Origin of the sequence: Nocardia sp. NPDC050408, assembly GCF_044458905.1 — a bacterium.
Lineage (GTDB): Bacteria > Actinomycetota > Actinomycetes > Mycobacteriales > Mycobacteriaceae > Nocardia.
The window spans coordinates 106,329-128,743 of sequence record NZ_JBITIL010000021.1; the positions used below are offsets into that span (position 1 = coordinate 106,329).

The 22,415-nt window shown below is 66.5% G+C and carries 17 protein-coding genes; 7 read left to right on the forward strand and 10 right to left on the reverse strand.

Annotation, left to right across the window (positions count from 1 at the left end):
- Positions 1 to 167: 167 nt before the first annotated feature.
- The 3 genes from ACIBJI_RS36635 to ACIBJI_RS36645 form a co-directional block, all read right to left on the reverse strand.
- Positions 168 to 1,901 (reverse strand): hypothetical protein, encoded by a 1,734-nt coding sequence (locus tag ACIBJI_RS36635; RefSeq protein ID WP_397087832.1) that lies wholly within the window; start codon positions 1,899 to 1,901, stop codon positions 168 to 170.
- Complete coding sequence (locus ACIBJI_RS36640) at positions 1,888 to 3,021, reverse strand: hypothetical protein (RefSeq protein WP_396959472.1); 1,134 nt, start codon at positions 3,019 to 3,021, stop codon at positions 1,888 to 1,890. The genes ACIBJI_RS36635 and ACIBJI_RS36640 overlap by 14 nt, the downstream gene beginning before the upstream one ends.
- 89 nt (positions 3,022 to 3,110) lie before the next feature.
- Complete coding sequence (locus ACIBJI_RS36645) at positions 3,111 to 3,893, reverse strand: SDR family oxidoreductase (protein ID WP_364359458.1); 783 nt, start codon at positions 3,891 to 3,893, stop codon at positions 3,111 to 3,113.
- 171 nt (positions 3,894 to 4,064) lie between these two features.
- On the opposite strand from ACIBJI_RS36645, the gene ACIBJI_RS36650 reads away from it, so the two are divergent.
- The 4 genes from ACIBJI_RS36650 to ACIBJI_RS36665 all read left to right on the forward strand — a co-directional run bounded on the left by ACIBJI_RS36650 (position 4,065) and on the right by ACIBJI_RS36665 (position 9,941).
- On the forward strand, positions 4,065 to 5,402 hold the full coding sequence (locus ACIBJI_RS36650) for a lipase family protein (protein WP_397087834.1): 1,338 nt from the start codon (positions 4,065 to 4,067) through the stop codon (positions 5,400 to 5,402).
- A 71-nt stretch (positions 5,403 to 5,473) separates the two neighbouring features.
- A complete protein-coding gene (trmB, locus tag ACIBJI_RS36655) occupies positions 5,474 to 6,283 on the forward strand; it encodes a tRNA (guanosine(46)-N7)-methyltransferase TrmB (RefSeq protein WP_396959468.1) in 810 nt (269 codons plus the stop codon).
- Complete coding sequence (locus tag ACIBJI_RS36660) at positions 6,283 to 7,011, forward strand: NYN domain-containing protein (protein WP_364359449.1); 729 nt, start codon at positions 6,283 to 6,285, stop codon at positions 7,009 to 7,011. Before trmB ends, ACIBJI_RS36660 begins: the two co-directional genes overlap by 1 nt.
- Positions 7,011 to 9,941, forward strand: a complete 2,931-nt coding sequence (locus ACIBJI_RS36665; protein ID WP_397087836.1) for an MMPL family transporter — start codon at positions 7,011 to 7,013, stop codon at positions 9,939 to 9,941. The genes ACIBJI_RS36660 and ACIBJI_RS36665 overlap by 1 nt, the downstream gene beginning before the upstream one ends.
- Positions 9,942 to 9,983: 42 nt before the next feature.
- On the opposite strand, the gene ACIBJI_RS36670 is transcribed toward ACIBJI_RS36665, so the two are convergent.
- Together ACIBJI_RS36670 and ACIBJI_RS36675 are read right to left on the reverse strand one after the other, a co-directional pair.
- Complete coding sequence (locus ACIBJI_RS36670) at positions 9,984 to 11,738, reverse strand: DUF2339 domain-containing protein (RefSeq protein ID WP_364359443.1); 1,755 nt, start codon at positions 11,736 to 11,738, stop codon at positions 9,984 to 9,986.
- Positions 11,739 to 12,799: 1,061 nt separating this feature from the next.
- Complete coding sequence (locus ACIBJI_RS36675; protein WP_396959463.1) at positions 12,800 to 13,219, reverse strand: hypothetical protein; 420 nt, start codon at positions 13,217 to 13,219, stop codon at positions 12,800 to 12,802.
- A gap of 356 nt (positions 13,220 to 13,575) precedes the next feature.
- Here ACIBJI_RS36675 and ACIBJI_RS36680 point away from each other — a divergent pair, with 356 nt between their 5' ends.
- Positions 13,576 to 14,766 (forward strand): helix-turn-helix domain-containing protein, encoded by a 1,191-nt coding sequence (locus ACIBJI_RS36680; protein ID WP_364359437.1) that lies wholly within the window; start codon positions 13,576 to 13,578, stop codon positions 14,764 to 14,766.
- Here the strand turns inward: ACIBJI_RS36680 and ACIBJI_RS36685 are convergent.
- From ACIBJI_RS36685 to ACIBJI_RS36705, 5 genes are all read right to left on the reverse strand, one after another.
- Positions 14,756 to 15,058, reverse strand: a complete 303-nt coding sequence (locus ACIBJI_RS36685) for a Uma2 family endonuclease (RefSeq protein ID WP_397087839.1) — start codon at positions 15,056 to 15,058, stop codon at positions 14,756 to 14,758. The genes ACIBJI_RS36680 and ACIBJI_RS36685 overlap by 11 nt on opposite strands.
- 12 nt (positions 15,059 to 15,070) lie before the next feature.
- Complete coding sequence (locus ACIBJI_RS36690) at positions 15,071 to 15,772, reverse strand: DUF1707 domain-containing protein (RefSeq protein WP_364359431.1); 702 nt, start codon at positions 15,770 to 15,772, stop codon at positions 15,071 to 15,073.
- 312 nt (positions 15,773 to 16,084) lie between these two features.
- Positions 16,085 to 16,717, reverse strand: coding sequence for a response regulator transcription factor (locus ACIBJI_RS36695; protein WP_364359473.1), 633 nt, complete (start codon positions 16,715 to 16,717; stop codon positions 16,085 to 16,087).
- A 330-nt stretch (positions 16,718 to 17,047) separates the two neighbouring features.
- A complete protein-coding gene (gene macS, locus ACIBJI_RS36700) occupies positions 17,048 to 18,253 on the reverse strand; it encodes a MacS family sensor histidine kinase (RefSeq protein WP_397087841.1) in 1,206 nt (401 codons plus the stop codon).
- Complete coding sequence (locus tag ACIBJI_RS36705) at positions 18,231 to 19,475, reverse strand: AI-2E family transporter (protein WP_364359425.1); 1,245 nt, start codon at positions 19,473 to 19,475, stop codon at positions 18,231 to 18,233. Before ACIBJI_RS36705 ends, macS begins: the two co-directional genes overlap by 23 nt.
- 102 nt (positions 19,476 to 19,577) lie before the next feature.
- Between ACIBJI_RS36705 and ACIBJI_RS36710 the strand changes: the two genes are divergently transcribed.
- Positions 19,578 to 21,125, forward strand: coding sequence for an adenylate/guanylate cyclase domain-containing protein (locus tag ACIBJI_RS36710; RefSeq protein ID WP_364359470.1), 1,548 nt, complete (start codon positions 19,578 to 19,580; stop codon positions 21,123 to 21,125).
- 58 nt (positions 21,126 to 21,183) lie between these two features.
- The gene (locus ACIBJI_RS36715; RefSeq protein ID WP_364359422.1) at positions 21,184 to 22,296 is read left to right on the forward strand and encodes a YbhN family protein; all 1,113 of its coding nucleotides are present in this window, start codon (positions 21,184 to 21,186) and stop codon (positions 22,294 to 22,296) included.
- Positions 22,297 to 22,415: the final 119 nt, after the last annotated feature.

The window sequence follows — 22,415 nt, forward strand, 5'->3', positions numbered from 1 at the left end:
CGAGCGCCACCGTTGGCGGGAAGGCACCCGCTACGACCAGTCGAAAGCGCGTCATGGCTGGACCGCGTACAAGGACGAAGCGGACGCCCAGGTTCCTGCTTAAGAGGTTAACGCGATGTGACGACCAGTACGGAATCGGGTTCCTGCAGGAGTACCCACTAAGTTACCTAATCAAAAGAACTGCGATACCGATCGAGGATGGCGATATCGCGTTCGCAGGCGGCGAGCTGACCAGGTTGCTCGGACGCTGCGCGGCGCAGTCTGGCCTCCAATTCGGCCACCTGACGGTCGATTTCGACGATTCGCTCGGTGCTCGCGCGGATGACGCGGTCCGATAGCGCGGTCTCCGATTCCACCAGTGCGGTGGCGACCCGCTGCTCCAACTGGGCCTTCACATTCACCAAAGCGTCCGCGACCCATTGACGGAGGTGCGCGCGGTCGGCGACCTGACCGCGGGCGCGCACCACCCAAGCCGCCGCACCGGCTCCGAGCAGCAGCGTCACCGGTACGGTCGCGAAATCAAGGGCCTGCACGACCGAGAACGGGGCGACCAGTAGACGGCCGATGCCGACCCCCGCGGAGGCGCCGAGCGCGATCATGAGGTGATCTTCGACACCTCGATGCCGCGGCTCCGGATCCGGGCCGACGCGCAGGGCCGGATCGCGCCATCGCGGTGGCGTGTCGCGGTCGTGTTCCGGTACTGCGCCGATGCGATCGGTGAGCTCGGACAGCCGCTGATCGATGGTCCCGTCCACGGCGTTGGTCAGTTCGTTGACCGCCTGCTGTAAGCGTTCGGGATAGCCGGCGGATTCGGCGCGACGCAAACGGTCGAGTTCGCCCCGGGCGGCGGCGTGCAGTGCGCGGACCCTGGCCCCGACATCGGTCATCAGATCGACCCTGGCCAGATGCAGTTGGCTGCGCAGGGTGGACATGGCGGTGGCGCGGCCGCCGTCACGTCCGGCGAGCAGCACGGCGCGTTCCTCGCGCCACTGGATCGGTTCCGCGCCGGAGCGCAGCACCGCGACCTGTTCGGCGACCCGCCTGCGGGTATCGGTCAACACGCGCGTGGTGACCGTGGCGATCCGGTCGTCGGATTCGGCGCCGGCCGTCGCCGCCGCGAGTTCCGCGTGTAGCGCGCCGAGGCCGGAGCGATCGAGCAGGCCGGCATCGCCCGCCGCCCGGCCCGCCACCGCGAGCCGCGTCGATACCGGCACGATCGCCAGATCGTCGATGCCCTGGGCGGCGAGCAGTTCGAGGTTGTGCGCCTGCACCGCGCGCCAGTCCTGATAGGCGTGGATGCCGTTCATGGCGAGCAGGATCCTGGTGCCGTCGGCGCGCAGGCGCCGCACCACATGCAGGGTGTCCGCACCGAGGGCACTACCCGCGTCCAACAGTATGAGCGCGACCGCTGACGGCGCATTACCCGACGGCGACGTGGTCTCCACGGCCGCGCTCGCATCGGGCGCCGGATCCGAGAGCGGGATCCACGGCTCGAACCGAGCCAGCTCGGTGCGCAACAGGCTCGTATTTGCGTCATCGGGCCCGATCAACGACACCGCCGACGCCACCCCCGTCCCCCGCACCGCGCGCAACAGCGCCGTCCCCTGTGGATTCCACCGTGCGATGACCGCCTCGACCTCTGGCGCCAGCGAGCCCTTCTCGGGTTCGGGCGATCCATAAGGAGCCCCGCGTGACGCAACCGCTGACCGCCCCTGCGCGGCGGCCGGTCGCTCCGCTGGTCCAGCCGATTCATCCCCGCTGGTCGGCGATCCGCTGGGCGGCGATGCCTGTGCCGCCGAACCACTCGCGGATCGGCGTGGAGCAGTGGCGGATTCATCACGCTCGGGCGCAGTCGAGCCCGGCTCCGCGCGTGCGGAATCCGGTTGTTCAGAGGCCGGCACTGCTCATCCGTTCCCATAGCCGGATGTAGCCGTTGTGGACGCGGAGGGCGGCGCGGCGAGCGGCGGGGGACATATCGCTGGAGACCACGGCGCGCCAGCGGGCGGCCCGGGCCAGGGCGTCGTCGGCATCGGACGGTGCGGGTGCGCGATATCCGGCGGCCAGATGGGCGACCTCCGGGTAGGCGAGGCCCGCGCAGAGGCCGAGCCAGAGCGCGTCGTCGCCGAAGAGGTAGTCCTCCAAAACGTCCCGTGCGTTCGCGCCGTCGACGGGCACGGCGCGGGCGGCGAGGCGGATCAGTTCGTCGAGGAGTTCGCCGCCGCGCAGTGCGGATACCTGTTCGTAGCGGCGGTGCAGTAGGCGGTGCAGCGGATCGATACCGCTGGCCGCGTGCATGATCTGCAGCAGTGCGTGCGGACCGAGTTCCGGGTCCTGGCGCAGAGCGGACAGCGCGCAGGTCACGCCGTACAGATCCCAGCGCTGCAGCAGTTCTTCGCGCTCGGCGACATCGGGTCCTGCCGATGCCGCGACGAACAGGTCCGGCGAGAGCGTGAGCGCCGGATCTGCGGTTTCGGCGAGGCGGCGCAACGTGACCATATCGGCCTCGCTCACCGCACCGGCCCTGGTGCGCACGGCCAGCGAGGCGACCACGGGCAGTGTGATGGTGCCGAGGCCGCCGCTGCACTGCTCGGCGGCGGCGACCGCATCACCCCACCGCGACCCGATGGCATCGGCCTTGTTCAGGACCGCGACGGTGCGCTCCGGCGGCAATTCCGACAGAATCCGCCGGTCCGCGGGCTGTGGCGCACCGGCGAGCACGTAGACGATGACGTCGGCGTCGAGTTCAGGATCGGCCACGCCTGGTTCGTCGATCGGAGCCGTCTCCACCGCCGACATCAGCGCCAGCGCATGCAGCACCGTGGTCCGTCCGGTATGCGCCCGCCCGGTCACCTGAATGCGCGGCGGCCGACGCCACCGCGCGATGGCGGTCCCCACCTGGCCCACGATCCGCGGATCAGCACCCGAGCGCAGCACCGCGAGCAGGTGGTCGAGTTGGTCCAGTTCCCGTGCGGGCCCGCCCGGTCGGATCCGGGGCCCCTCGGATTCGGTGGTTGTCGGCAAAGCTGCACACCCCCTTTTCGGTGCGCCATTCTTGCAGACATACCGCGCGGACGGGCCGCTGGCGACTGCTTGTGGGTCGCTGGAAAGGATCAGCTGCCGCTGAAGTATTTGTTCGCGGTTCGCACGGCCCAGTTCGGCGCGTATTTCGCGGCGGCCGCCAGTACCTTTGCCTGCGCGCCGATTTCGTAGTGCACGCGCGGCAGCCGTCCGCGCTTGCGGGTCACGTCCCAAATCCCCTGCGCGACGTCCTCTGCGGTCAGACGCACGCCGAGCGACTTGGTCGTGCCGGTTTCCATCCCTTCCACCATGGCGGTGGATACGAACAGCGGCCACACCGCGATCACCCGGATATCGTGGCGCTCCCACTCGAGATCCAACGCCTCCGTGAGGCTTTTGACCGCGGACTTGGTCGCGCCGTAGCTGGCGAGTTCGGGCTGTCCGTAGATCGCCGATGCCGAGCACAGATTCACCACCTGAGCGCCGGGCGTATCGCGCAGATAGCTGAACGCGGCATGCGTACCCGCTATCACCCCGCCGAGATTGACATCGATGATCGTCTGGTGCGTGGCCAGCTCGATCGATTCGAACCGTCCAGCGCGCAGAACGCCAGCATTGTTGATGAGGATGTCGAGCCGATTCTCGTCACCGTTGAACTCGGCGAGACGCTCGGTCCAGTGAGTGTCGTTCGTCACATCCAGTACCCCAGTGCGCACACTGCCGTCGGTGGCGTGGATGTCGGACGCGAGCCTGGTCAGCCCCAACTCATCGATATCGTACGCACCGACGTGATACCCCTGTGCAGCGAAAAGTAGGGCCGTGGCCCGGCCGATACCCGCCGCCGCACCGGTGATGAACACAGTCGGTCTACTCATGCGCGCAGTCTAGTGCGGGAGCAAGCCCCCTACCTCGGGGTTCCCACAGATGCCGTGGTCACTTAATCTGGCGGGATGGTCGGCACCATAGACGGTGCGCAGCTTCGCTTTTCGAAGGCGGCAAGCCGACCAGGCGGAATCCGTTCCGCTGGTCTCGATGAGGAGGTTGCCGTGACCGTCGATGTCATCGGTGCTGAGCCGGACGCGTCCGGCGATAGGAAGCCACTGCTACCCAGTAGCGATCCCTTCCTCCGACCACCGAAAGGCTTCGCGGCTCGTCCGGCCGGGACCATCCTGCGCAGCCGTCGCGTCGAACTCGCACTGTTCGGACTTGTGCCGCAGCAGGTCTCGGCCTGGCAGCTGCTCTACCGCAGCTGTGATATGCACGGCACGCCGGAAGCGGCGGTCACCACGGTGCTGCTGCCGCTCGACGCCGACCCGAACGAGGACCGCCCGCTGCTGGCCTTCCAGACCGCGATGGACGCGGTCGCCGAGCGATGTTCCCCCTCTTACGCCCTGCGTCGCGGTTCGCACGCGCTCGGCTCGGTCACCCAACTCGAATGGATGCTCGTGGCCAACGCACTGCGCCGGGGTTGGGCAGTGAGCATCGCCGACCACGAGGGCCCGCACGGGAATTTCGGTGCGCCACGCGAGCCCGGCTACCGCGGACTCGACGGAATCCGCGCCGCGCTGCGCTTCGCACCGCTGGGTCTGCATCCCGATACCCAGATCGCGGTCTGGGGTTATTCCGGTGGTGGCATGGCCAGTTCGTGGCTGGTGGAGATGGCGCCGACCTACGCGCCGGAGCTCGATATCGTCGGCGCGGTGCTCGGTGCGCCGGTTGGTGATCCGGGCCAGGTCTTCACCCGGCTCAACGGCGGGCACTACGCCGGATTACCCGCGATTGTGGTGGCGGTGCTGCGCAGGCTCTACCCGGCGCTGGCCGCGGTCTTCGAGAGCGATTGCGATGCCGAGGGCCACCGGCTGATCGAGCACGCAGAACGGTCCACACCGATCGCGGCGGTTCTCGGGCTCATCAATAGAGATGTCGGCCACCATCTGAGCCGTCCGCTCGCCGAGGTGCTCGCCGCACCCGAGATGCAGGCCATGCTCGACGACTTGCGCCTCGGTCACTCCGCCCCGACCTGCCCACTGCTGGTGGTGCAGCCGGTGCACGACCAGATCATCCATATGGACGGCGTCGACGGCCAGGTCGAGCGCTATCGCCGGGGCGGCACGCAGGTCACCTACGTGCGCGACCGGCTCAGCGAGCATTTCTCGCTGCTTCCGCTGGCCACCCCGATCAGCCTGGACTGGCTCAGCGATCGGCTCGCCGGAAAACCGGTGCGCGATGTCGGCGACAGCACGGTGTGGTCGGTCGCCGCCTCGCCGACCGGCGTGCGCGGGCTATGGGAAATGCTCGGCACCGCGCTCAAGGTGGCGCTGGGCAAGCCGCTGCGTCAGGAGACCGAGCCAGCGACTCGAATCCCCCGCGTACGCGCCGCATAACTGTTCGTCTCGGGTGATCCGCAAGCGGTCCGCTACGACCGCTTGCTGCCCGCATCCTGCGATGCTGGACAATGGAGCGTGTGAACGACGCCGCGAACCATACTGCCGAGTCAGTTCCCGGACCGCCGTCCACAGCTTCGGCTCCGGCGGACAGTGGATCCCGAAAAGGCTCGGGCTCACGCCTGTACCCCCGAGTGACGAGCTTCCGCTCGCGTCGGGGCGCACTCACCGCGACCCAGCAGCAATCCTGGGATCGCACCTGGCCCAGGATCGGCCGCGATGTGGCCGACGAACCACTCGACGCCGCCGCCTGGTTCGGTCGCGACGCTCCGCTCGTCATCGAGATCGGTTGTGGGACAGGCACCGCCACCGCCGCGATGGCGCAGGCGGAACCGCATCTGAATCTCATCGGCATCGAGGTCTATCAGCCCGGTCTCGCGCAACTGGTGCAGCGCATCGAGCGCGAGCAGATCGACAACATTCGCCTGTTGCGCGGCGACGCCGTCGATGTGTTGGAGAACATGATTGCTGAGCAGTCGCTCACGGGCGTCCGAGTCTTCTTTCCCGACCCGTGGCCGAAGGCGCGACACCACAAGCGGCGGCTGCTGCAGCCCGCGACATTCGCATTGATCGCCAATCGCCTTCGGCCCGGCGGTGTGTTGCATGTCGCGACCGACCACGCCGACTACGCGGAGTTCATCGCGGCGGTCGGCGCGGCAGAACCACAGCTCATCGGCCTGAACGAGACCACGGGCGGGGTCAGTGCCGAGCATCGCGACAGCGCGCCGATCGGTTTCGAAAGGCCAGTCACCAAATTCGAAGGCAAGGCACATCGCGCCGGAAGCGCCATCAACGAGTTCATATGGGGGAAGATCGGATGATGAGTGTCGGTGAGATGGCCCGTGAGGTCGTGGATGTTGCCGGGGAGGTGCACGGGACCGGATCCGAGGTGATCGGCGCGGTTACGCCCGATGTGCGTCGGGTGCTATTGGTCTGGGACGCCCCGAATCTCGACATGGGCCTCGGCGCGATCCTCGGCGGCCGCCCGACCGCCGCCTATCGACCGCGCTTCGACGCGCTCGGCCGCTGGCTGCTCGCGCGCACCGCCGAACTATCGGTGGGCAGCGCGACCCGGGTCGAACCGGAAGCGACCGTCTTCACCAATATCGCGCCCGGCACCGCCGATGTGGTGCGGCCGTGGGTGGAGGCGCTGCGCAATGTCGGCTACGCGGTCTTCGCCAAGCCCAAGATCGATGAGGACTCCGATGTCGACGCGGATATGCTCGCGCACATCGAGCTACGCAGTCGCGGCGCCGGGCTGGCGGGCATCATGGTCGCCTCCGCCGATGGCCAGGCATTCCGCGAACCGCTCGAACGATTGGCCGCCAACGGAATCCCCGCTCAGATACTCGGCTTCCGTGAGCATGCGAGTTGGGCCGTAACATCCGATACCCTCGAGTTCGTAGATCTCGAGGACATCCCGGGCGTGTTCCGTGAACCACTGCCCAGGGTCAGCCTCGACTCGCTGCCCGACGAGGGTGCTTGGCTGCAGCCGTTCCGGCCGCTGTCGGCGCTACTCACCTCTCGCCCTGCCCAAGGAGTCGCTTAGTGTTCACACGCTGGGGCGATCTGGTCTATCGGCTGCGCTTTGCTGTCATCGGCATGGTCGCGGCCGCACTCTTGGCACTCGGCGGTTACGGCCTAGGCCTGGAAGACCATCTCAGCTCCAGCGGGTGGGATGATCCCACGTCGCAATCGGCCACGGCGGCCAAGTTGTCCGACGAGGCGTTCGGACGTGATCACAACAGCGATGTGATCGTGCTCTACCCCGCACCGAACGGTACGACGATCGATGATCCCGAATTCCGGCAGAAGATCGTCGACAGCCTCAACAAGCTGCCGCGCGAACATCCGGATGAGATCGCCAAGATCAACGGCGCCTACTGGCAGACCGAAACCGGTCCGGCGTCACCGTTGACATTCGGTTCGAAGGATAAGAAGTACACCTTCGCCTCGATCGCCATCCAGGGCGATAACGACACCGATATGGTACGCAACTTCCGGAAAGTGAAGGATGTCTTCGCGATTCCGGGCATCGACGTGCAGGTCGCGGGTCTGCAGGCGGTGGCCGGCACGCTGAACGACACCATGGCCGCCGACCAGAAGCGGATGGAGATTCTGGCCATCCCCGCGGTCGCGGTGCTGCTGTTCTTCATCTTCGGTGGTGTGGTCGCGGCGGCGCTGCCGCTGATCGTCGGTGGTCTAACGGTGATCGGCGCCTGGGGCATCGTCCGGTTCGTCACCCAGTTCACCGAGGTCAACTCGTTTGTCTCGCCGGTCGTTTCGATGATCGGTCTCGGTCTGGCCATCGACTACGGCCTGTTCATCGTGAGTCGGTTCCGTGAGGAACTCGCCGAGGGCTACGACACGCGCGCGGCCGTCCGCCGCTCGGTGATGACCGCGGGTCGCACCGTGGTGTTCTCCGCGACCATGATCATCGCCAGCCTCGGCGGCATGCTGCTGTTCCCGCAGGGCTTCCTCAAGTCGATCGCGTACGGCTCCATCGCGACCGTCTCGCTGGCCGCGCTGACCGCCATCACCATCCTGCCCGCGATGCTGAGCATCCTCGGGTCGCGGGTGGATATGCTCGGGCTCAAGCGCTTCCGCAAGACCAAGACCGCCGAAGAAGTCGAGACCAGCCTATGGGGCACGACGACCCGCTGGGTGATGCAGCATCCGCTCAAGATCGCGATCCCGATCTGCATCCTGTTGCTGCTGCTGATCATTCCGGTCAAGAATCTGGCCTTCGGCGGTATCAACGAGCGGTATCTGCCGCCGGATAACGCGACCCGACTCGCACAGGCGAAGTTCGACTCGATCTTCCCGCTACGCAAGTCCGATCCGATTCAGCTGGTTTTCGTCTCCGGTAACAGCAATGACGTCGGCAAGTTGTGGACCGCGGCGAAGCAGGCGCCCGGCTTGAACGGCACCTTCGACGTGCCTGCTCAGTCCAACACGGACAAGGAAGTTTTCCGCACCAGCGCGACGCTCGCGGATTCGGAGAACGCGGATCCGACCATCGACTATCTGCGCTTCCTGGAAATTCCGGACGACGTGCAGATGTATGTCGGCGGCCAGCCCGCGATCCAGAAGGACAGCATCGACGCGCTGCTGCACCGGATGCCGTTGATGATCGCACTGGTGCTGTTCGTCACCACGCTGCTGATGTTCCTCACCTTCGGCTCACTGGTGCTGCCGATCAAGGCCGCGTTGATGAGCGCGCTCGGATTGGGTTCCACGCTCGGCATTTTGACGTGGATCTTCATCGATGGACACGGCGCGAGCCTGTTGAACTTCACGCCGCAGCCGATCATGTCGCCGGTGTTGGTGCTGATCATCGCGGTTATCTACGGTCTTTCGACCGACTACGAGGTATTCCTGTTGTCGCGCATGGTCGAAGCGCGCACGCAGGGGGCTTCGACGACCGAGGCGGTGCGCATCGGTACCGCGCAGACCGGGCGCATCATCACCGCCGCCGCGCTCATCCTGCTCGTGGTGACCGGCGCGTTCGCGTTCTCCGATCTGGTCATGATGCAGTATCTGGCCTACGGCATGATCGCGGCGCTGTTCATCGACGCGACGATTCTGCGCATGCTGCTCGTCCCGGCCACCATGAAGCTGCTCGGCGACGACTGCTGGTGGGCGCCGGCGTGGATGAAGAAGGTACAGCAGAAGGTCGGGCTCGGCGAGCCGATTCTGGACGACGAGCGTCCCGGCGGGGGCGAGGTCGTCGACCTGGTGAAGACCACGCCGATAACCGATCCGGTGACGATGCAGATGCCCGCGCTCACCGATAACGTCAGTACTCGGTCGCGGTCACCGCGGCGGCCGCGCACGGTCGAGGAGATCGAGGCGGAGGCGCCGACACAGCATTTCGCGAAAATTCCGGCAGACCCGCCGGTGCCACCGCGGCCGGTCACGCCGCATGATCCGACTCGGCCGCGCGCGAGTTCGCCGTTGCATACGCCACCGCCTGGACCGCCGGTGCCCCCATCCGGGCCGCCATCCGGACCTCCTGCATCGTCCGCGCCGGGATCGCCATCGGGGCAATCCGCACCAGCCGCGCCGCGGTTGCCGTCCGCGCATGCCGCATCGCTCGGCCAGTCGGCGCCTCCCACACCGCTCGGCCAGTCGGCGCCGCCCGAGCCCATTCGGCCGCGGCCGGTTCCGACGATTTCGGGGGCGTCCGAGCCGACTCGTCCGATTCCGCCTGCACCCACGCCCACGCCTCCCCCGCCGCCCGCTCAGCCGACGCCGATCCCGACCGCGGACCATCCGTCCCACCACGCGGCACCGCAGCTGCCCGGCACTTCGAATGACGATGCGCCTGAAGAGAACCGCAGCAGCATCGAAAACTGGATGGCCGAGCTGAGGTCCAACCGGCGCCGCATCGGCAAGCCCGACGAAGGTCGCCATCACAGCGCGGACGGGCGGACGGTCAGCGTGAACGAGTTGCTGCGGCGGCGGGATCGCGAGTAATACGGTGTACGGCTGTGGCTTTCGTTGCCGCTAACACAGGTGTCAGCGGGATTCTGCTGAATCCGGGTTTGTGGCACCGGCTTCGGCGAAGGCGCGGGCGTAGCGGGTACCCGCCAGCAGCAGCAGGACGCCGACTACCAGGAAGGCCGCTACTCGGACCAGACCGTCGAGGGTGGCGAGGTCGAAGAAGAACAGTTTGGCCAGAGCGGCTGCGGTGACGAGAAGTCCGGAACCGAGGGCCAATTTGGCGACGGCGGCCGAGCGGGACAGGTTGCGCAGGCCGAAGAACAGTGCGGCGGTGGCAGCGGCCATCCACAGGATGGTGGCGGCGCTGTGGCCGATAATGAAGCCGTCAGCGCTGCCCGTCGCGATGCCGATCGAGACCGCGGCGGCGGTTATGGCATACAGGCCCGCAATGCTCGCGACGACGAACAGCGTCGATTCGTCGGTTCCGCCCTTGGTCATGCCGGGGAGTCTCCGAGCGCACCAGACGCCCACAACGATCACTGCGAGCGCGAGGACGGCGTCCAGTGCGGTCGAGATACCCAAGCGCAGGTGCGCAAGCCGTTGTGTCGCAAGCGCTTCCGGACTCACGGTGGCGAAGTACACTACCGAACCGAGCAGCGTGAACGCCGCGCCGATGGCGGCGGTGATGCGGGAGCGCTGCTGTCCGGCTGAACCGAGGTAGCAAAGCGCAACCAGGAACAGTGCGATCGGCAGGGTCTGCACTCGCGTCACGCCGACGCATGCTTCGAACAGCGCGAATGAACCGGCGATCGCGGCGACGAAGGCGATCGAACCCGGAATCCGCACCAGCTCACGCAATTTCGGCACGCTGTGCAGCGATGCCACGGCCAGCAGCACCGCCGCATAAGCCGCCGCGACCAAGGTCGCCGAATGCCGCTCGAACATTACGGGTGCGGCCAAGAGCGGAACTGTGGACAGCGCGAAAGTCAGCGCGGCGACGATATCACCGGATCGCCTGCGCACCACTAGAAAACCGCCGACGAGCCCGATCACCGCAATCGCCACCGCGGCCGTGAGCAGCCAGTACACCCGGCTCGGCGCCGGATTATCCACGGCGGCAATGGCAATCGCCAGCAAAGTCGCCAATATCGCGGGCACCGTGCGCACCACATGTAGGAATGGCCAATCGCGGACCAATTGCACCGGCACGCATGTCAACTGCAACACGATCAGGAATGCGAGCAGCACCAATTCCGAAGTGACGAACGGCGACAACAACGCCGCTCCCGCGACCACGAGCACCGCAAGCGGCTGCGACTGCCACCGCATCGCCAACCCGACCCCACCCGCCGCAACACCTAATGCCACCGCGAGCCCGACCACCGGCTGTAGCCAGTCGTAGATCGCCGTCACCGCAACCACATCCAGATACATCCCGGCAATACCTGTGGCAGCCAAGGAAATTCCACCAACCCGGCCACCCGCCCGCCCGAACACCCGCACCCCGGCTCCGGCCAGTGCCGCCGAGAACACAGCTCCAGCCACAACTCTCGGCACCGGCCCGAAGAACCCCGCCTGCGCGGCAAGCACCAAAAGCATCACCACCCCGATCAGCGTCACCCCTACCCCGGCCACCGCCAGCACCCGACTGATCATCCCCTCCTGCTGCCACCACGGCGTCTTCGCCGCACCCCGCCGCGGCGGCCACGGCGGCACCCCCGGCGGAACCGCCCCACCAGCCGCCCGCGGCGGCACGAACCCACCGCCCACGCCCGAAGGTCCTAGCACCCCACCGGGCACCCCGCCCGGCGCCGCAGCCCATCCGGACATCCCAACACCGCCCGCCTGTCCATATCCAGGCACCGGCCGCGTCCACCCCGAAGGCGCAACCGGCGGCATCGGAATCCGCCCTCCCTCGCCAGGAACTGGTGCCGACGGCACAGCACCCGCCATCGGCGCGCCAGACACCGCCCCTGCGGCAGGTACACCCGGTGCCGCACCCGCTGCGGGCCCCTGGGCTGACGCCGCCGCCGACGCACCTGCCGCGGGCATGGCACCAGTCCCCGGGGGCGATCCCGCACCCTCCGACGCCGGAGGCATGGCCGGAACACCCGGTACCCCACCCGTCCCAGGCGCAACGGGAACGCCCGCAGAAGCTGACTGCCGCGGCACCGCACCACCTGCAGGTACAACCGGCGCACGCACACCCGACACCGCAGCCTCTGCAGACACACCATGAGTACCCGAGGCCGCGTCCTCGACGGCCGCACCCCCCGCTGGCCAGGCCGGAACACCCGGCGCCGCACCTGTCCCAGGCGCAGCGGAGTCACCAGAGATCGCTTCGGCCGTCGGAGCCAACGGAGCACCAACCTGCTGGCCACCCACCGCCTCTGGGGGTCCGGACACAGGCTCGCCGCTGCCGCCGAGCGGCACCGGGATCGGACCGAGCGGATACTCCCCGCGAACCGAGAACCCGGTCGAGTCCTTCGAAACCGCAGGTGCCGCAACTGAATCCGCGATGATCTGCGCTCGTAACAAATCCAAATCTCGGCCGAGGACGCCCATCTGCGTTCCCAACGCAGCGAACTCCCCGGACAACCGCGAAATCAGCGCGGGATCGATAGACGTAGTCATATCCCCAATGCTGATTTCTCGAGCGCACCGGAACATGAGTAGAAACCACTGGTACTCATCCGGGATCTACTCGAATTCCAGCAGCGCGAACCAGTCACCCAGTACCGAGCTGCGCCGCAGCGCTACTGCGGCCGCTACACCCGAACCACCTTCAACAGCCTGGCCAAGCCGACGTAGTCATTACCCACAGTTGATCGCTGAGTCACCCCTGCCGATCAACCCCCGCCCGCCGGTGGCAGGGCGGGGGTCGGCGCTGATTACAGGGTGTGGGAGCGCATGTTGGTGACCTGGTAGACCGCATTGATCACCGCGGAGCGGGGTGGCATGCGCAGAACGCCGGGGGTTGGTTCGCCCGCCCAGTGCCAGCCGAGTGGGGAGTCGGTGGTGGGGAGCAGGACGTGGCGGCCGGGTGGGGTGACGGTTACGTAGTGTCCGGCCAGGCAACGGCGCACGCTGATCTCGACCGGTACGGCCGGGCTCGGCGGTGCGACGAGGAAAGTCCAGGTGCGTTCGCCGGGTTCGGCAACCACCGGGGCCGTGAACGTCCGGTCGAGGGCGGCCAGGACTTTCTGGCCCAGATCCGGTGGCATCACCAGGGCGCCGAGGATGGAGCCGGTGGTGATCATCGGGCGACCGGCCAACAGTTGGACCGGCAGCCCGTACCGATGTCGCAGCATATGCGCGATTTCGTGAGGGGAGTGACAGCGCTCGAACATGGCCTACGCCTCCCCTCGTCCACAGACCGGGCAGCCCCCTCTGCGTAGCGGACCGTGCTGTTCGCGCACGCGGTGGGTGTGGCGCGCGAATCGACTGGTCTGGACACCCGGCTCGAGCGCGCGGTCGGCGCGAAGAGCTCGCACGGTGGTATTCGGCATGGTGATCATTGCCGCCGCCCTTTGCATTCTCAAAGTTGCAGAAAGGCAACGGTATTCCAACTGAGCAGGAACGAGTCGTACGTAATGTCCCACTTCCGGTGAGCGCGATCACTTAACGTCGTACGCTGAAACAAGGATGTAACAAAGGACTTGGCTAAATGGACGATTCGTCGATCGGCGTGCGGATAAGACTGTTCCGCGGAAAGGCACTCACGCAGCGCCAACTCGCCGACCAAGCCGGTGTCAGCGTTGACCTGGTGCGCAAACTGGAACAGGGTGGCCGCCAGACCGCGTCGATCGCCAGTCTGCAAAAACTCGCGCGCGCACTGGATGTCGACATCTCCGACCTGGTGGGCAAGCGACACGGTATCCCCTCCGGCAATCCCGATGCCGGTATCGTCGCCATCCGACGCGCACTGACCCCGGTCGACGATCTGCTCGGCGAGATCCCGGACGAGGATGCGATCGGCCTCGACGAGGGCAGTCGGGCCGTCGATTACGCGTGGGGCGCCTACTGGACCGGTCACTACGAATTGCTCACCTCGATCCTGCCGACCGGGCTCATCCAGCTGCGAGCAACGGTGCACACCGCCCGCAACGGCGCCGTCGCATCCGCGAATGAACTACTCGCACGGATGTATTGGGTCACCGGCTGCACCCTGGTCCATCTCGGGCAGACCGACCCGGCGTTCCTCGCGATCCGCCAGGCACTCGCCGCCGCCGAGCTCGGCAACGATCCGCTGCTGCTGGCCACCATTCGCGGCTCGGTCGCCTGGCAGCTATTGGTGCAGGGCCGTTACGAGGAGTCGCGCAAGGTCGCGCTGCGTGCGGCGGCGAATCTGGAGCCCGACGGTGACGAGACCCCGGCGCATCTGTCCGCGTACGGATCGCTGATTTTGCAGGGCGCTACCGCGGCCGGTCGATCGCAGGACGTTCCCGAGGCGTTGTCGCTGGTTCAAGCGGCGGCTGAGGTCGCGCTGCGCATCGGCGCCGATCGCCACGACTACGAAACCTATTTCGGCCCTTCGCAAGTCGTCATGCAGACAGTCGATGTGAATATCAGCTCCGAACGCTATCCGGAGGCGCTGACCGCCGCACAGGACATGCCCGCGAATTGCGGTCTGCCCCAGGCCTCGCGCGCCCGGCACCTCACCGATACGGCCGTCGCCTTCGCCCGCACCGGCCAGCACAAGCGCGCCCTCGCCGCCCTGCTCGACGCCGAACGCGTCGGCGGTGCCGATTGGATCAAATACCAGTCGCTGCCCCGGCACATCGTCTCCGAACTACTGGACCACGACCGCCGAGTTCCCTTGCGTACCTTCGCCCGCCGCATCGGCGTCAACACCTGACCCCGGTCGGCTCCGAAATATGCTGACTACCAGGTGACTTCAGGCAGTTCGATATCGAGCGGGAAACGACGATCGACCTGCACCCGGGTCCGGTGCACGCCCCCGTCGGCGCGTATCCGCCCTCGGGTAACAGCTCGAACACGTAGATGACGATCGCGTTCTCTTCATTCTCCACGCGCCAGAAGCATTTGATGCCCGCTTCGGCATACTGCGCGGGGCGAAGCACTCGCTCCCTGGTTTTCGTTCCGGAAGAAACGACCTCGATGGCGAGGTGAACATCCGAGGGCCGCAATTATGCACACGATCAACCCCCCATCAACTTGCGCCACTGGGCGCGCAGGGAGTGCTTGGCGGTGATCGAGCCGAAGCGGATTCGGCCGTGTACGACGACGTGCAGTGGGCCGAGGGGTGGTCCGGTGCGGACCTTGTTGTTGACGCTGGAGCCGATGAGGTCGACGGCGTTGAGGTCGACGGTGGCCTCGGCGGGGACGATCAGGGTGAGTGAGCTGAGGTAGTCGTCGACATGCACCTCGACGACCTGAGTGGACATGATCGCCTCGGTGAAATCGAGGGTGACGCCGGAGAGCCAGTTGTTCAGCTGCAGCGCGGGCGCCACCTGCCAGGGACCGCGGCGATTGACGCCGGAAAGGCGGCTGCGGATCACATTGCCCGGCGTGACCTGTGTCGGGACCGAGGGCGGCGGTGAGACCCGCTTCGTGAATGCCGGCGAAGCGTTCACGAAGGTCGAGGGCGGTGCGGCGGGCTGACCGATGAGTCGCACGCCGGGCAGGTCGACAAGTACGGCATTGAGTTCGCCACGGGTCTTGGCGGCCAGCGCGGTATCCATCCGCTCGGTGAACTCCCCGAGGGAGAGCATGCCGAGCCCGACGGCGCGCTGCAGCAGTTGACCGACATGTTCGCGCTCGGCATCGGAAACGCGCAACTCACGGTCGCCGACCACGTCACCGGAGCCGACACCGTTGGATACCGATTCGGGGCCACCCATGAATTCGAGATTACCGAGCCCAGCGCACCCGACGCATCAGGGCAATCCCCGAGTTCCCGCTCCCCTCGGCCCGATCTCCCGTTTTCGGCACCGTTCCGCCGGGCACCTCATGTGGGGGCTCGCTAGTGGAACCGGTGTGGCACGGTCAATGTTTCCCACGCTCCGTCCGCGACATGTTCGGTATCCCCCCGCAGGACGATCGGGCCGCACTCGGAGCCTTCGAGGTGGCCGAAACCGTTACGCAGTTGCTCGAGAACCTTGCGCCACCTACTTCGAGAACCGCTACGCATCTACTCGGGAACCGTTGCGCACCTATTCCAGTCCCTGCTCGATGGCATAGCGAGTCAGTTCAACCCGATTGGCCAACTGCAACTTCCGCAAAGTCGCCTGCACATGGTTTTCCACCGTTCGATGACTGAGCCCGAGCCGCGACGCAATCTGCTTGGCGGACAAGCCTTTCGCCACCATCCGCAGCACCTCGGTCTCCCGCTCGGTGAGCGCGGGACGATGCGGTTCATCCGGTTCGGTAGGCGCGGTCGCCATCCGCCGATACTCACCGAGCACCAACCCTGCCAGGCCCGGCGTGAATACCGGTTGCCCAGCCGCGGTGGCCCGCACAGCCTCGATCAACTCGCTAGCCGATGCACTCTTCACCAGATACCCCGAGGCCCCCGCCTTGATCGCATCCAACACATCACCGCGCTCGGCCGAGGCCGACAACACCAGCACCCGACTCTCCGGCGACACCCGTAGCACCTCCGCAGTGGCCTGCGCCCCATTCCCATCGGGCAACTGCATGTCCATCAACACCACTGCAGGCCGCACCGCCGCCGCCCGCCGAGTAGCCGACCCCACCCCATCCGCAGTCGCGGCAACCACGAACCCGGCCTCGGCCAGATCACGGGAAACCCCGTCGCGCCACATGGGATGGTCGTCCACCACCATCACCGAAATCGCCTCGGCCGCTTCGTCCCTGGTCACAAGGTCCTCCTTTGCACACGGATACCCAGGCAGCCAGGGGTAACCGATGACCCGATCGCCTCGGCCGCATCACCACTGGTCACAAGGCCCTCCTGCGCGCTCGAGCTCCTGGTCGCTAGGGGCAATCGATGACCCGATCGCTTCGGAAGCATTACCACTGGCCATAGTGTCCTCCTGCACACTCGAACACCGGTATGCACCGGCCTCTGGCCGCTGCGGGAGTTCACGCGGCAGCGTCCGCACGCCGGTCGTCATTCACGACGAAACCTGCGCCAGCGAGATGTTGTCGCGCACTCACCCCACCCCTCCCGAACGCGGCACCCGAAACTCCCACTCGGTACCGAACCCAACCCCACCAGCCTCCTCGGTCAGCAATACCGCCGTTCCCCCCAACGTCTCGATACGACCGATAATGGATCGCGAAACCCCCATGCGCCCCTCGGCTTCCGCCTCCGCCAAACGCCCCGGCGCAATCCCGACACCGTCATCACGCAGGCTGACGATCAGCTCATCACCGGTATCCTCCAGCAGCACATAGGCTTTTGCATCCGGCCCGGCATGCAGCGCGACGTTGGACAGTGCATTCGCCACCGCCGCCGCAATCTCACCCGCCATCCATCGCCCGACCCGAACCGGCTCGCCCGGCGTCGAAACGAAGACCGATGGCGTCGCATGCACAGTCAGCAGCGGCCGCAGGTCGACATCCGCGCCACCGGTATCCCCGTGCCTTCCCTGCTCGGAGATCAAAACCCGCAGCGCCACTTCCTGTTCCGCCGCCCGCTGCGCCAATTCCTCGGTGGCACCGCCGATCTCGTTGCCACGCCGCTTTATATAGCTGAGCACCTGCAGCACGCCGTCATGCACCTCACGAGCCAGCCGCTCCCGCTCCTCGGTCGCCGCGGTCAAGTGAACGGCCCGTTCCAGCTGTCCCTGTGCCCGACGCGCGGTATTGGCCGCGAGCCCGAGCGCGAGCCCGATGGAGACGAGCACCGGCGCGGTCGCATCGGCCCACACGTCTTGACCCCACTGCTGCCGCACCGTCACGATCACCGCCGCAATCAAAAGTCCGGACAGCACACCGGCGAGTGGTCCACGCAGAATCGCCACTGAGACAACGGCATTGGCGACCCACAGCGTGGTCGGCAGCGTCTGATGCCCGTGGTACCAGCCGTAATCGGCGACCAACCGGGTCGAGGCGATCAGCGCGATCACCATCAGGTGATCCCCGATCACCACCCACGACCGCAGCCGCGCTACATCGGGAAAGTGCCACTGCGACAACATGAATGCGGACGCACCCGACCACACCGCCATCACGGCGATCAGTACCCAGCTCAGCTGCCGGCTCTGGTAGTACTGCACCGAGGCAATCTGCTGGCCGACCGCATAGAGCAGCGTGACCAGCCGCAATGCCTGCACCGCACGCCACAGCGGCGCGGTCGCCGCATCGGCCGCGCTCAGCTCGGCTGCCCTGACCTCAGCCTGGACCGGTCGAGTCATCCGAGCGGTCCTCCCGATGCATCTCCTTGGTCAGCACCGCATCCACATCGAACCGGCCGGGCTCCGGTTTATCCGGCTCCACCGCAAATCGACCACCGTCGCCGGTATGCAGTTCCTCGAACGCCTCCTCCGGACCTTCCGACAGCAGCGACCGAATCGCGGTATTCATCACCGCGACAAACGGCACCGCCAACAGGCCGCCCGCGATCCCGCCGAGCACAATGCCCGCGGCAATGGCCAGCACCACCGCGAGCGGATGGATGCTCACCGCCCGTCCGAGCAGCAATGGTTGCAGCACATGGCTTTCCAGCTGCATCACCGCGATGATGATGCCGAGCACGATCACCGCGGTCACCCAGCCCTTGGTCACCAATGCGATGAATACCGCGATGGTCCCGGCGAGGAATGCACCGACGATCGGGATGAACGCGCTGATGAACACCAGCGAGGCCAACGGCAATGCCAGCGGGACCCCGAGAATGGCTAGGCCGGCACCGATGCCGATGGCATCGACGAGCGCCACCACCACGGTCGCGCGCACGAACCCGACCAGCGTGCCGAAGCCGAGTTGCCCTGCGGTGCGCACCTTTTCCCGATGCGGGGTCGGCACGATCCGGGTCACGAAGTGCCAGATCTGGTCTCCGCCATAGAGAAAGAAGATGAGAATGAACAGGGTCAGGAAGGCGCCGGTGAGCAGGTGACCGATGACCGTCGCGGTGGTCAGCGCACCGCTGGTGAGACTGTCCTGATTCTCCCGGATCGTCTTGACGATCGTGTCGCCCGCACTGCGGATCTGCTCATCGCTCAGATGCGGTGGACCGTTGATCAGCCAGTCCTGAATTTCGTGAATGCTGTGCGTAATTTCATCCGACAACTGCGGTACGCCCTCGATGAACTGCTCGATGACAAAGGTCATGATCCCCGCGACCACCCCGAGTGATCCGACCAGCGCGACGAAGACCCCCACCGCCCGCGGCACCCCGAGCCGCTGCATCCAATCCACCAGCGGCGCCAGCAATGCGGCAGCCAGCATGCCGATGGCGAGCGGGATGACCACCGTCGCCAATTTCTGCACCACCATAGAGCTCGCGATCAATGCGGCGAACATCACCAGCAGCCGCCACGCCCACTCGGCGGAAACTCGAACGAACGGGTGCACAGAATCAGCAGCCGACCGTGCAGCATTGGCTTTTCCGAGAGCACTTACCTTCTGGTCGGTCACCTCCGCGAGCCTAATGGCCGCAGAGCGCCGCGGACATGCTCGATTGAGCTGAACGCTAGATTGGTCAACGTGTCAGCGCCCTTGGAAGCGGTCAAACAGACCATGCGAACGCGCTGGCCGCTGTACCTGACATCGATGCTGTTGGCCAATGCCTTCGGCGCGGTCCTGGTGTGGGCGTTCATCCAATATGGACTCCCGGTTCCCGAGGGTGAGGCGGCCGGTGCGCGACGCACCGGCCTGTTGATTCCGGGTCTGGTTTTCACCACGGGCGGTTTGCTGAGCCTTGCCGCTTCGGCGCTCATGCTGCGTCCGGTCATGCGCTGGCAGATGCGTGGTGGGCCGCCGAGCCACCAAGAACAGATGGCGGCACTGCACGCACCGCTGCGCCAGGCGATCCTGCATCTGGTGCTGTGGCTGATCGGCGGCGCCATTCTTGCCGCCACCATCATCGCGGACGCGCCCGAGCTGGCGGGCGCGGTCATCGTCACCGAATGTATGGCCGCGACGATCGTCTTCGGTTTCACCTACATGCTCGGCGAGCGGATTCTGCGCCCGGTCGCCGCACAAGCCCTCACCGAGGGCTCGTTCGACCACACGCTGACGCCGGGCGTCGGCACCAGGATGGGGATGACCTGGGGTATGGGCACCTTCGCCCCCACCATCGCCATCGTGCTGCTGTGCGTCACCCAGATCTCCTCGGATGTGAAGTTCTCCGCGCAATCGCTGGCCATTTCGATTCTGTTGCTGTGCGGCGTGGTGATCATGCAGGCGCTGGCGCTATCGATGCTGACCGGCTCCAGCATCTCCGACCCGGTGCGCCAGCTCAGCCAGGCCATCGACCGGGTACAGGAGGGCGCCCGCGACGTGCAGGTCGAGGTGTTCGACGGCAGTGAGATCGGACTGCTGCAGGTCGGCTTCAACCGCATGATGGAAGAAGCCGCCAAGCGCCGCCAGCTCCAGGAACTGTTCGGCCAGCATGTCGGCGAGGAAGTGGCGCAGCGGGCACTCGACTACGGCACCGAACTCGGCGGCGAGACCCGATTCGTGGCCGTCCTGTTCGTCGATATGGTCGGCTCCACCGCGACCGCCGCGGAGCGACCGCCGACCGAGGTGGTCAGCCTGCTCAACGAGTTCTTCCGGATCGTGGTCGATGTCATCGATCGACATCACGGCTTCGTCAATAAATTCGTCGGCGATGCCGCGCTGGCGATTTTCGGCGCACCGCTGGACCGCCCGGACGCGCCGACCGCGGCCTTGGCCGCCGCCCGCGAACTGCGCGAAGCCCTGCGCGAGGTGCCCGGACTCGATATCGGAATCGGAGTTTCGGCCGGCCTGGCCGTCGCCGGAAATATCGGCGCCGCAAACCGTTTCGAATACACCGTGATCGGCGATCCGGTGAACGAGGCGTCGCGCCTGACCGAACTGGCCAAGGATCAACCCGGCCGCGTACTCACCTCGGGCAGCGCGCTGTATTTCGCCGACGAGAGTGAGCAGGAGTTTTGGCTGACGGGCGAGGAAGTCCAGCTGCGCGGGCGGCGACGAAAGACCATGTTGGCCTGGCCGAAGGATGGGGCCGCGGTGCGAGCGACGACGGGCACGGAGGAGGCAGCCTGCGTAACCACGGAGGGCCCCGGGAGCACCGCCGATTAGATGCTGGCTCCGCACGTCGATGCAGACAGCGAATCAGTCGGTTCGTTAGGCTGACCGAGTGACGGCCAATGGGGAACTAGCCGGCGAGCCTGCGCCGCAGCCGTCCGACGACCCCACCGACAGACCGGCGAGACGTGGTCGCCGGAGCAAATTCTGGTGGCTCAAATGGGTTGCGGGCATCGCCCTGCTGGCATTGCTGATCGGCGAGGGTTACTACCTCTGGCCACGATTACACGATTCCTGGAATAAGCTCACCGAAATTCACTGGGGTTGGGTCGCGGCCTGTATCTGGCTGCAGGCAATGTCGATGAGCGGATTCAGCCGGGTACAGAAACAACTGCTGCATGCGGGCGGTGTCGAGGTCCGCCAGCACAAATCCGTCGCCGTCGTCTACGGCGCCACCGCAATGTCGGTGACGCTGCCTGCCGGACAGGTGTTCTCCACCGCCTTCACCTATCGCCAGACCCGCCGATGGGGTGCGAATCCGATCGTCGCCTCCTGGCAGTTGGTGATGTCCGGTGTGATCGCGACCGCCGGACTCGCACTGCTCGGCGTCGGTGGTGCACTGCTGGTCGGCGACCGGGTCGGGCCGTTCAAGCTCATATTGTCGCTGGCCGGCGTGGTAACGCTGGTGTGGGCGGGCAACCATCTATCAAAGAATCCGGGCGCGCTGGAGACCGTGCTGCGCCGCGGACTCGCGCTGCTCAACCGGATCCGCAAACGCCCCGCCAAGCAGGGCATGAACAAGCTCGCCGATATGCTCACGCAGCTGGAATCGGTGGATCTCGGAAAGCGCGACGGGGCAATGGTCACGGGTTGGGCGCTGGTGCACCGCTTCGCCGACGTGGCCTGTCTGGGTGCGGCTTGCTATGCGGTCGGTGCCGATCCGAAGCTGGCCGGTCTGCTGATCGCCTTCACCGTGGGCAAGGCCGTCGGCTCGATCCCGTTCGCACCCGGCGGCATCGTCTACGTCGATGCGACGCTCATCTACGGCCTGACCGCCGGTGCGGCCCTGCCCGCCTCCCAGGCCGTCGCCGCCGCCTTCGTCTACCGCCTGGTGAGCTTCGTCCTGGTCGCGATCATCGGCTGGATCGTCATCGCTTTCCTCTTCCGCAAACCGCAGGCCGATGATGCCGAATTCGAGAAGGAATTCGAACAGCGCCGGCTGTGATGTTGGCCGCGCCTGCGGCGCGGCGTGTTCGCGGCCCCCTGGTGTCTCGCGTCCGAGCCGTCGAGACTCGCGACTTCGTCGCATGCGCTTCGACGACTCGGACGCGCGACCGGCCGCGC

Excerpts from the sequence above, each read along its gene's own strand:
- ACIBJI_RS36670 (WP_364359443.1), bottom strand. The coding sequence starts at position 11,738 with ATGTCCGGATGGGCTGCGGCGCCGGGCGGGGTGCCCGGTGGGGTGCTA.
- ACIBJI_RS36690 (WP_364359431.1), bottom strand. The coding sequence starts at position 15,772 with ATGGGTGGCCCCGAATCGGTATCCAACGGTGTCGGCTCCGGTGACGTG.
- ACIBJI_RS36680 (WP_364359437.1), top strand. The coding sequence starts at position 13,576 with ATGGACGATTCGTCGATCGGCGTGCGGATAAGACTGTTCCGCGGAAAG.
- ACIBJI_RS36660 (WP_364359449.1), top strand. The coding sequence starts at position 6,283 with ATGAGTGTCGGTGAGATGGCCCGTGAGGTCGTGGATGTTGCCGGGGAG.
- macS (WP_397087841.1), bottom strand. The coding sequence starts at position 18,253 with ATGACTCGACCGGTCCAGGCTGAGGTCAGGGCAGCCGAGCTGAGCGCG.
- ACIBJI_RS36695 (WP_364359473.1), bottom strand. The coding sequence starts at position 16,717 with ATGGTGGTGGACGACCATCCCATGTGGCGCGACGGGGTTTCCCGTGAT.
- ACIBJI_RS36645 (WP_364359458.1), bottom strand. The coding sequence starts at position 3,893 with ATGAGTAGACCGACTGTGTTCATCACCGGTGCGGCGGCGGGTATCGGC.
- ACIBJI_RS36675 (WP_396959463.1), bottom strand. The coding sequence starts at position 13,219 with ATGCTGCGACATCGGTACGGGCTGCCGGTCCAACTGTTGGCCGGTCGC.
- trmB (WP_396959468.1), top strand. The coding sequence starts at position 5,474 with ATGGAGCGTGTGAACGACGCCGCGAACCATACTGCCGAGTCAGTTCCC.
- ACIBJI_RS36710 (WP_364359470.1), top strand. The coding sequence starts at position 19,578 with ATGCGAACGCGCTGGCCGCTGTACCTGACATCGATGCTGTTGGCCAAT.